The following is an 11,605-nucleotide window of genomic DNA, read 5'->3' as shown; positions in this document are numbered from 1 at the left end:
GTGCTGGCCGCCGCGGCGGTCACAGCGGCGCGGGCCCGGCTGGGTCGGGTGCTGGACGCCGCCGGGCAGGCCGTCGCGCTGGTGGCGGCGGTGCTCGCCGTCGAGGTGGCGCGACACCTCGCCACGGTCTGCGTGCTCTGGGGTGTCGCCGTCGCGCTGCGACTGCTGCGCCGAGGCGAACTGGCCGGTCGGCGGTGGGCGTTCGCCGGCATCGCCGCCGGCAGCGAGTTGCTCGGAGCGTGGGTGCTGCTGGCCGCCGGTGGGGTGACCGTGCTGGAGGCGTACACCCTGCCGGCGGCGGCCCTCGCCGTCGTCGCGGGTCTGCTGGCGCTGCGCACCCGGCCGGGCCTGACCAGCTGGCCGGCCCTCGGCCCGGGGCTGGTCGCGGCGCTGCTGCCCAGCCTCGTGTCGGTGCTGGCCGGGCCGGAGCCGCAGCCGTGGCGGCGGCTGCTCCTCGGCGCGGCGGCGATCGGCGCGGTGCTGGCCGGCGCGACCCGCCGATGGCAGGCGCCGGTGCTGCTCGGTGGCGGAGTGCTGACGCTGTTGGCGCTGCACGAGTTGGCCCGAGGGTGGGACCTGCTGCCTCGGTGGATCTATCTGGGGGTCGGCGGGCTGGCGCTGGTCGGGCTCGCCGCCAGCTACGAGCGGCGGCGGCGTGACCTGGCTCGACTGCGCGCCGCGGTGGGCCGGCTGGGCTGAGCCGAACCATGGGGGGTAGGGCCTGCCCTACCCCCCATTCGGGGGTTGTCGGGGTTACTGAGCGCTACCGCGAACCGGAGACTTGACATTAAGCCCGAACCACCCCGGTACGGGCGCAGGCGGAACGGGAGCAGCGATGGCGCTCGGAGCGGTGGCGGAACCGCCGGTACGACGGCGAGGCAGTGACTACGCACAGTTGTCCCGACGGATCAGCCAGGCCGGCCTGCTGGAGCGGCGTCCCGGCTGGTATGTCACCCGCATCGTGCTCACCCTCGGCGCCTTCGTGGCCGGCTGGGTGGGCGTGTTCCTGCTCGGCGACTCCTGGTGGCAGCTTCCACTCGCGGCGCTGATGGCGGTGGCCACCACCCAGGTCGCGTTCCTCGGTCACGACGCCGGGCACCGGCAGATGTTCCGTCGGCGTGGCCCCAGCGAGATGGTGGGGCTGCTCGCCGGCAACGCGGCGGTCGGGCTCAGCTACGGCTGGTGGGTCGACAAGCACAACCGGCACCACGCCAACCCGAACCACGAGGACGATGACCCGGACGTCGGCGCGGGTGCCCTGGTGTGGACGCACGAGCAGGCGTTGGAGACCCGTGGGATCGGTCGCTGGATGGCCAAGCGGCAGGCGTACCTTTTCTTCCCGATGCTCCTGCTGGAGGGGCTGAACCTGCACGTGGCGAGCATCCGGGCGATCATCGGCCGGGAGCCGAACGGCGGGTACACCGTCCCGATGCGGCACCGGGCGGTCGAGGCGGCGCTGCTCGTCGCGCACACCGCCGCGTACGTGGCGCTGCTGTTGGCGGTCATGTCCCCGGTCAAGGCGCTGCTCTTCGCCGTCGTGCACCAGGCGCTGTGGGGTCTCTACATGGGCTGCGCGTTCGCGCCGAACCACAAGGGCATGCCGATGCCGACCGCCGAGGACGAGTTGGACTTCCTGCGTAAGCAGGTGCTGACCTCCCGCAACGTGCGGGGCAGCCGACTGGTGGACACCACGCTCGGCGGCCTCAACTACCAGATCGAGCACCACCTGTTCCCGAACATGCCCCGCGCCAACCTGCGCCGGGCCCAGCCGATCGTCCGTGCCTACTGCGTCGAGCAGGGCATCCCGTACGCCGAGACCGGGCTGATCGAGTCGTACCGGCAGGCACTCGGTCACCTGCACGAGGTGGGGCGGCCGCTGCGCGGCTGAACGGCAACGGGCCGCTGCGCGGCTGTGGCGAGTACTGAGCGGTGGGGCGGGCATCTGATGATGCCCGCCCCACCGCCGTATTTCTGGACCGCAGTTCGCGGAGGGTGACAACGGACGCCTCGCCAATTGATCGTAATGTCCATATTGAGCCATTGTTCCTGGCCGTAGGACAAAAATTGCCCTAGGTAAATAGTTGCTGCGATCAATCAAAAGTTGCTAGTTTCACTGCGGCACCCACGGGGGGCGCTGATCCGACTCATATCTGAGCCTCGTCGCGGTGTCCGGCGCTGTTTCAGCGCGCGCCGATTCCCTTCTTCGCGGCAGTTCGACCGGCACGTTCTGTGCCGTGGTCCGCATGTCCACGTCGTACGCATTCGCGTGAAGGGCAATTGATGAGCAGAGTTGGTAATGGACGCCGCCTTCTTGCGGCATTGACCGGTGTCGTGCTGGTTATTTCCGGCACACCGGCGTATGGAAAACCGCCGGGTGATCCCGGTCCGGCACCTCGGCCCGGCACGGTACTGCGCCCGCCGACGCCACAGGGTCGAGACGTGCCCCCCACCCCGCCGGGGCCGTCGAAGGTTCTGCCCTCGGTGGCGCAGGCGACTCCCGCGAAGCCCCTGCCGCCGGTGCGCCGGGTACGCGAACTCGCCGACCGCCGTACCGCGAGCACCAAGGTCTTCCTGCTGGCCGATGGGCGGATGCAGGCGGAAGCCAGTCGCGAGCCGGTCCACTACCGGGACAGCAAGGGCCGCTGGCAGGACATCACACCGACAGTGTCTGCGGGCGGCACCTCGGGCTATCCGTACGCCGCCACCCGGAACGCGTTCGTCAGCAGATTCGGCGACCGTAGTGACCGCGTGCTGTCGTACTCGATCGGCGACCATGGGTTGACCCTCGGGCTCGCCGGCGGCCCACGTGCCCTGCGGCCGACGGCGAGCGGCACCCGGGTCACTTACCCTGGCGCCGTCGACGGCGCCGACCTCGTCTACGAGGTGACGCCGTCAGCGGTCAAGGAGCAGATCGTGCTGGGCGCCCCGCCGAGCGGGCCGGCCACGTACACGTTCACCTTGGACACGGACTCGGTTCGCGCGGTGCCGCAGGCCGACGGCTCGGTGTCGTTCTTCGCCACGGACCGGCAGGGGCCGGCGCTGTTCACGATGCCCCGGCCGTACATGTACGACAGCGCCGACGATGCGGCCTCGGTTGTCGGCAAGGCGATGAGTTACCAGGTCAGCCAACGGGTCAGCCAGCAGGATGGCCGCACTGTGGTGACGGTCGCCGCTGACGACGCCTGGCTGCGCGACCCGGCTCGCAAGTACCCCGTGGTGATCGATCCGACGATCAAGGTTCAACCGACGTTGAGTCAGGCCCAGGACGTGATGATCGCGTCCGGCGGTCCCACGGAGAACTTCGACAGCACCTGGAAGCTCTCCGCCGGGGCCTCGACCGGGGGCACGTTCCGCGCCCTGACCAAGTTCGACCTGTCCAACGTGCCGGCCAACACCGTGCTGGACTCGGCGCAGCTGCAGATGTACTTCGACCAGACCCATGGCGGCGCCGACGAGGCCTCGATGGCGTTCGAGGCGCGTCGGGTGACCGCGGCGTGGAACGAGACCACCGCGACGTGGGGCACCATGAACACCAAGTTCGCCGAGGTCGGGGAGAACCGCGAGCAGGTGGACGAGGCGGACGGCGCCAAGGTGTCGGCCAGTGGTGAGTGGGTCGGCGCCACGGCCACCGACCGCGGTCAGGCGAACAACGGCGCCTACCGGTACAACGCCGACGCGTCCACCGGCCAGACGTTCACCTGGGTCCCGCGGCTGACCGAGGACGGTCAGTACGAGGTGTACGTGCACTACGTGCCGGGTTCCGACCGCGCCACCAACGCGCCCTACACCGTGTTCTACGACGGCGGCTCGGTGGTCAAGACTGTCAACCAGACCACCGGCTCCGGCAACCAGAACTGGGTGTCGATCGGCACGTACGGGTTCAAGGCGGGCACCACGCACAAGGTGGTGCTCGGCGACGTGGCCAACAAGAAGGTCGTGGCCGACGCGGTGCGGCTGGTCAAGCGGGCCGAGGTGACCAAGCCGCTGCACCAGACCAACGCCTGGCACAGCTACAGCGTCCGCTCGACAGTGCAGGGCTGGCTGGACAACCCCGCGACGAACTACGGCTTCATGGTCAAGGGCAAGGACGAGTCGAACAAGAACGGCGGCCCGCGGTACGAGTCCGGTGACTTCTCCTACGGCGGCGAGGACGATCACGGCCCGAAGCTGCTGCTCACCTGGGGCAAGCCCGGAGTCGCGCTGAACCCGGTCACCACCGTGCGGGCCACCGGGGCGGACCTGTCCTGGTCCACGTACGCCGACCCGTCGTCGTCGCCGGACGACGACCTGGTCGAGTACCAGGTCCACTCCAGTAGGACACAGAACTTCATGCCGAGCGCGGCCACCCTGGTCGCCCCGGTCAGGCCGGGCCGGACGACATACTCGGACACCCACGCCACGCCCACCCCGGCGAACTCGGCGAGCCAGTTCGGCGACGCCTACTTCTACATGGTTGCCGTCCGGCTGCGAGACGGCTCGGTCGTTCCGGCGCAGACCCAGATGGTGCGGCTGCCCAAGGCCGGTCAGGTGATCAGGTTCTTCACCGGGGCGGACGACAACACCCTGACCAGCCTCAAGCCAGACAGCAACTGGGACAAGCTGGATGCCGGCGGCGAACTCCAGGTCGGCAACAAGGGCTCGATCTACGGCACCAGCCGGGTGGTGCTGAAGTTTCCCAACGTCACCGGGCTGCCCGCTCAGGCGAAGGTCATCAACGCGCAGGTCGGCCTGTGGGGCTGGTACGCCGAAGGGACGGGCGTCGGCCAGCAGCAGTTCCAACTGCGCGGGCTGACCCGTGACTTCAGCGAGACCACCTCGACGTGGAAGAGCGCCCAGACCGGGATCGCCTGGACCACGCCCGGCGGCGACGCCGAGTCGACTGTGCAGTCGTCGGTCGGCGCGCTCAACGGTGACCCGGGCTGGGTCAACTGGGAGGCCGGCCCGCTGGTGCAACGCTGGGTGGACAGCTCGAGCAACAACAAGGGCGTGCAGATCCGGCTGGCTGACGAGGCCGGCGCGGAACAGCGGTCGCTCTTCCTGTCCGCCGAGGCGGCCGAGCCGTCGCTGCGGCCCCGACTGCGGGTCATCTACACGGCACCGAACAGCGCCAGCACCTATCACGCGCCGAACACCCCGAGCCGGATGATCCCCGGCGACCAGTACCTCGTGCCGGTCACCGTCACCAACACCACGTCGTCGGTGTGGTCGCCGTCGGACTGGGTGCTGTCCTACCACTGGACCCGCCAGGACGGCACCGACGTCACCAATGCGGGCAACCAGATCGAGACGCCCCTGCCGTCGGCGCAGGCACCCGGCGGTGTGGTCACCATCAACGCCACGGTCAAGGCTCCGAACTCCGGCAGTGACGGTGACCGCCGCGAACCGTACGTGCTGAAGTGGGAACTGCGGAACAAGACCAGTGGGAAGTGGCTGTCGGACGTCGCCCAGATCTCTCCACTGGACCAGTCGGTCGCGGTGGAGGACCCCACCTCCGACCAGCTCGGGCTGGAAAAGTTCTACCAGTACGCGGGCGGTGGCACGGGGGCCGGCGCCACACTGTTGGTCAACCAGTTCTCCGGCAACGCGCTGGTGGGCTACAACCCGATCAACAATCCGAGCCGCGGCGTCACCACGTTCGTCCGGATGACCTACAACAGCCAGGACACCTCCACCTCGTCGGCGGGCCTTGGCTGGTCGTTGTCGACATCCAGCGCGGTCCGGCTCGGCTCGCCGCTGGAGTTCCGTGGTGGCGACGCCACGTGGCCGCAACAGGTAGCGATGACCGACGGCGACGGCACCACGCACCTGTTCAACCTCGACAAGCACGGCAGCGGCAACTCGGCCGACTGGCGGTACATCCAGCCGTCAGGCGTCCACCTCTTCCTGCAACGCACCGGCAGCGGTGACACCGCCGAGGCGTGGACGATGACCCGTCCGGACCGCAGCCAGTTCGTCTTCGACGAGCAGGGCTACCAGATGGCCGTCCGGGACCGCAACGGCAACCAACTGCGCTTCACGTACGAGCGCAAGCAGGTCGGTAACCGCGACACCGCGGTGCTGCGCTATCTGACCGATCCGGACAACCGACAGACGTTGACGCTTGAGTACCACGAGCCGGGCGACGGCTACACCGCCTTCGTCGGCGGTGTCCGGCAGACGCTGACCAACCTCCAGAACCCGCGGATCATCGGCCAGCTCAAGACGATCACCGACGTGAGCGGTCGGACGATGTCGTTCGTCTACAGCGACACCGGTCTGCTGCGCGAGGTCACTGATGGCGCCGGCACTGGCGAAGCCAAGACATTCGGGTACACCTACGACGAGTCGCAGGGCGCGCAGAACGCCCGACTGACCAAGGTCACCGACCCGCGCAACGCGAACACGAAGGTCGCCTACAACGACCCCGGCGACGCGTTCCAGCAGGGCAAGGTCAACTCGATGATCGACCGGTTGAACAGGTCGACGCTGTTCGAGTACCAGGACCCGGACGGCGCGACGAGTGCGGGCGTGGTCACCACTGTGACCGACCCGAAGGGCCGGGCGACCGAGACGACGATCGACGGGTACGGCCGCAGCACCCGGATCTCCAACGCCAAGGCCCAGGTGACTCTGCTGGGCTGGGACGCGGACAACAACGTGATCCGGCTCGAGGACGCCAACAACACGGTCTCGACCTGGCGCTACGACCAGTTCACCGGCCTGCCACTCGAGGTCAGGGACGCGGAAGCGGTCAAGAACAACACCCCGGGCATCCGGCTGGACTATCGGTTCGGCCTGGGCGGCCACACCGCCGAGCTCACCGACAAGTACTCGGCCGAGGGCCGGCACTGGCAGTTCGGCTACGACGCGGTCGGCAACGTCACATCGGTCAATGACCCCAAGGGCACCGCGACAGCGGCCGAGGGCGACTACACCACGCTGTACTCGTACGACTCGTACGGGCGGATGTTGACCGCGACCGACGCGAACGACGGTGTCACCAGGTACGCGAGCTTCGATGCCAACGGATACCCGAAGACGATCACCGACGCGCTGCTGAACGACACCACCTACACGTACTCCTCGATCGGTTCCGTGACCACGGTGACCGACGCGAACCAGCACACGTCGACGTACGGCTACGACATCCTCGGCCGACCGACCACCAGCAAGGTGCCGGTCGACAGCGCCGCAGGGGTGTACGCCATCACCCCCTCGCCGGTCTACGACAAGAACGACAACGTCACCCAGCAGACCACCGCCACCGGCGCGGTGACCACCGCCACGTACGACCTGCTCGACCGGACCGCCACGGTCGTCACCGCCAAGGACACCTCCACCTCCGACGCGCCGACGACCAAGTACGAGTACGACCCGGTCGGCAACCTCACCAAGGTCACCGAACCGCGGGGGATGCTGACCACGACGGACCCGAACGACTTCGCGACCGTCTACGTCTACGACGAGCTGAACCAGCCGACCGACGTCACCGACGCCGCGAACGGCCGGCTGCACGTCGACTACGACACGGTCGGCAACGTGATCAACGTGGTCGACCAGCGGAAGATGGCCACGTCCGATTCGACCGACTACACGGCCAAGTACAACTACGACGCCAACCACCGGGTGACAAGCACGGTGGACGCGAAGGGCAACACCACCTCGGTCACGTACGACAGGGACGGCAACACGACGTCGTCGACCGACCAGGACGGCAACAAGACCCTGATCGGCTACGACGAGCGCTCCGCGGTGATCGAGCAGAAGGTGCCCTACGTCTCGGTCAGCGGCACGATCACCTACCGCACCACCCGTAGCGGCTACGACGAGGTCGGCAACCGGACGACTCAGGTCAGCCCGAGGGGCGTGGACACCACCGACGACCCGGACGACTTCACCACCGTCACCCTCTACGACAAGCTCAACCGGGTCCGCGAGGTCCAGCAGCCGTACGACCGGGACGACTCCCGGTTCACCACCCCGCCGAGCACCATCTACACCTACGACAAGGTCGGCAACCCGGAACGGATCTCGGCACCGCCGTCGCAGGACGAGAGCACCCGCAACGACACGGTCCAGACCTTCTACGACACCGGGTGGGTGCGGACCTCCGAGGACGTCGGCTGGAACATCAAGACGGCATACAAGTACGACCTGGTCGGCGCGCAGACCTCCCGCACCGTCACCGGGTCCAGCGGCACCCCCCGCGAGCAGCTCTGGACCTACTACCCGGACGGCAAGAAGAAGACCCAGGCCGACAACGGCGCGGGCTCCGGCACGGCGAGCAAGAACTTCAGCTACGAGTACGACGTCAACGCCAACCTGACCAAGATGTCGGACAGCAGCACCGGCGCCACCATCGACACGTACGCGATCTCCTACGACCCTCGTAACCAGGTCGCCAGTGTCGAGGAGAAGAAGTCCGGCACGGTCAAGAACACCACCACCTTCAGCTACGAGCCCAACGGTCTGCTCAAGCGCCGGACGCACGACACGCAGATCTCCGAGTACACCTACGAGCCCCAGCGTGACCTGGCGACCGAGATCAAGAACCTGACCTCGCCGACCGACCCGAAGCCGAAGTACACCCGGTACACGTACACCAAGCGGGGGCAGACCGACACCGAGACCAAGGGCAACGGGAACGTCGTCACCACCGCCTACTTCCTCAACGGCGCGGTGCAGAGCCAGGTCGAGAAGAAGTCCGGCGGCGCCCTGGTCAACCAGCACACCTACGAGTACGCGGCGAACGGGCAGAAGTCGAAGGACGTCTCCCGCAAGCAGAACGCGGACAACCGGACGTCCTACCTGGACACCACCACGACCTACGCGTACGACCCGCAGGACCGGGTCCGTTCGGTGACCAAGACGGGTTCGGGCGCGACGACCGAGAGCTACGTGCACGACGCGAACAGCAACGTCATCACGCAGACGGTCGGCGGCCTCACCACCTCGTTCGACTACGACAAGAACCGGCTGAAGTCCGCGACGACGAGTGGGGCGAGCGTAAGCGCGACCTACGCCTACGACCCGTACGGTCGGCTCAAGACGGTGACCGCCGACGGCACCACGCTCGAGAGCTACACGTACGACGGTTTCGACCACGTCGTCACGAACGTCAAGAACCCCGGTAACAAGACCACCACCTACAAGTACGACCCGCTGGACCGGCAGGTCGAGCGGACGTACGCCGGCAAGACCACCACCTACGCGTACCTCGGCCTCAGCTCGGACATCTCCGCCGAGCTCGAAGGCACCAAGGTGGTCAAGTCCTACCAGCGTGGGCCCGGCGGTTCGCTGCTGTCACAGGTCAAGACCAACACCGACAACAGCCAGGAGGACTCGTACGCCGGGTACGACGGTGGCTCGGACATCGAGCAGATCACCGACGACAAGGGCGACGGGCGGGCGACGTACGGGTACACCGCCTACGGCAAGAACGACAGCGGCCAGTTCACCGGGGCTGACAAGCCGGACGCGGGCAACCCCGACAATCCGGACCGGGTGCCCTACAACTCGTACCGCTTCCAGTCCAAGCGGTACGACCAGTCCACCGGCAAGTACGACATGGGCTTCCGTGACTACGACCCGGGCATCAACCAGTTCCTGACCCGGGACTCGTACAACGGGGCGCTGAACGACCTGTCGCTGGCGATCGACCCGTACACCGGCAACCGGTACGCCTTCGCCGGCGGCAACCCGATCTCGAACGTCGAACTGGACGGTCACGGCTGGCTCGACACGGCGAAGGACGCCGTCAAGGACTACGTCGGAACGGTGGCCAGTGGTCTGAAGGACAGCGCGAAGGGAACGCTGGACACCTACGCCGAGTTGGACGACTGCTCCTCCGGCGACAGCGACGCGGCCTGCGACAGTCTTCGCGGCAAGGCCAAGACGGCCGGGGAGCAGTTCGACAAGGCCGGCGACTGCGGCTTCAACAACGACAAGGCCGCCTGTGACTCGGTGAAGCAGTCGGTTGGGTGCGGCGACGACAAGTCGGGTGCCGAGTGTGCGGGCAATCTGACGGTCGCCGCGGTGGACATGTTCGCCGGCAAGGGCGCCGGCCGGGCTGGCAGCGCGGCAAAAGCCGGTACGGCCAGCCGCGCCTCGAAGGGCGGAGCCGCCTCCAACGCCGCCAAGGACTGCTTCTCCAACAGCTTCGTGGCCGGCACGCTGGTGCTGCTCGCCGACGGCAGCACGAAGGCCATCGAGGATGTGAACCTCGACGACGAGGTGTTGGCGACCGACCCGGAAACCGGCGAGACCAAGGCAAAGCCGGTGAGCCGTCTCATCGGCGGCGAGGGGTATCGCGACCTGGTGGACGTCACCGTCGACGTCGACGGCGACGCCGCTGAGTCGACCGCGGACATCGTGGCGACCGATGGACACCCGTTCTGGGTGGCCGACGAGGGTCGCTGGATCGAGGCCGGGCAGCTTCTCGTCGGTGACCAGGTGGCGACGCCGGACGGCCAGACACTGACGGTGGTCGGGACTCGGCACTGGACGCAGAGTGTGGCGGTCTACAACCTCACCGTCGAGGACATCCACACGTACTACGTGTTCGCTGGCACGACGCCGGTCCTTGTGCACAACACCGGGCCGAAGTGTGGCTTGCACGGAGGCGAGTCGGGTAGCCCCGGCGGGGCGGGAAGGGTGGAAGGGCCGGCTCCTGCCAAGGCGTTCGACATGTTGGAAAAGGTGAAGAACAGAACCGGCGGTATCGGTAAGGTGCCGGGATATGAGGGCAACGGCAGTTGGGGCAACAAGGCCAACGACTTGCCAGGGGGCGCGTACCGGGAGTGGGACGTCAATGCGACCGCGAGTTTGCCTAAGTGTACGGAATGCGGTCGGCCGATTCGTGGTGGTGAGCGGTTGCTGACGCCGAAGTCGGGATCGGGGTCCGCGTTCTACACCCCTGACCATTACGGTACCTTCTATTACGTCGGAGAATATCCGTGAGCAGTTCCGTGACGTCGTTCGACCTCGCGTCGCCGATTGGGCCCTGGGTGGTGGTCGCGCGGAACGACGACCGCATGGCCCATGAGAAGGTGGCGGCACTTGCACCCGGCGGCGTCGTCCGGAGGCTGGACTCTCGGAGGATGGTCGATGCCGCTGGCCTCTTCGCTGAATTCTCGGACAAGTTGGAATTTCCGTCGTACTTCGGTCATAATTGGTATGCGCTCGTGGATTGTCTCGATGATCTCCACGGCAGTTGGCACGACAAGCGCCCTGTTGTCATTGTTGTCGAGGAGGCTGACGTACTGGTAGGCAAGGACTTCTTTCCGCTGTTCATCTCCCTGCTCTGCGAGGCTGCTGAACGAGCCAACCTTTCTCTCGATGCGGATGGCCTTCCCCGGAATCGTCCGCCGTTTCCACTTCACTTCATGTTCTTCCTGGCGCGTTGTGAAGTTCGGGAGGTAGCCAAGGAACTGAGCTCGCGAGACGACATGCTGGTTCGCGAATCTGACGGCCGTCTTCTGGTGTGGTCCCAACCCGAGTAATTTGACGCGGCATGGCTCCGCCCATACGAGCTGCTCCGTGCCTCTACCTGGGCGCTGGACGGGAGGTGGCCGGGGGAAGGGCCACCCGCGCCCCCCGCGAGGAGGGTATAGATAGAGCAGAGGGG

At 67.3% G+C, this 11,605-nt stretch carries 3 protein-coding genes and 1 pseudogene; all 4 read left to right on the top strand.

Annotated elements, in window-relative coordinates; translation table 11 throughout:
• Positions 1 to 699: pseudogene (locus ABZU52_RS29795) on the top strand (hypothetical protein); the annotation flags it as partial.
• A gap of 136 nt (positions 700 to 835) precedes the next feature.
• Positions 836 to 1,888, top strand: coding sequence for an acyl-CoA desaturase (locus ABZU52_RS29790; RefSeq protein WP_354974278.1), 1,053 nt, complete (start codon positions 836 to 838; stop codon positions 1,886 to 1,888).
• A 551-nt stretch (positions 1,889 to 2,439) separates the two neighbouring features.
• Entirely contained in the window at positions 2,440 to 10,938 is an 8,499-nt protein-coding gene (locus ABZU52_RS29785) for a DNRLRE domain-containing protein (protein WP_354974277.1), read from the top strand.
• On the top strand, positions 10,935 to 11,480 hold the full coding sequence (locus tag ABZU52_RS29780; protein WP_354974276.1) for a barstar family protein: 546 nt from the start codon (positions 10,935 to 10,937) through the stop codon (positions 11,478 to 11,480). Before ABZU52_RS29785 ends, ABZU52_RS29780 begins: the two co-directional genes overlap by 4 nt.
• The last annotated feature ends 125 nt before the right edge of the window (positions 11,481 to 11,605 follow it).

Origin of the sequence: Micromonospora sp. NPDC005220, assembly GCF_040607895.1 — a bacterium.
In the GTDB taxonomy this organism is placed as follows: domain Bacteria; phylum Actinomycetota; class Actinomycetes; order Mycobacteriales; family Micromonosporaceae; genus Micromonospora.
The sequence above is the reverse complement of the archived record's forward strand: the minus strand, read 5'-3'. Positions and strand labels throughout refer to the sequence as shown.

Excerpts from the sequence above, each read along its gene's own strand:
- ABZU52_RS29790 (WP_354974278.1), top strand. The coding sequence starts at position 836 with ATGGCGCTCGGAGCGGTGGCGGAACCGCCGGTACGACGGCGAGGCAGT.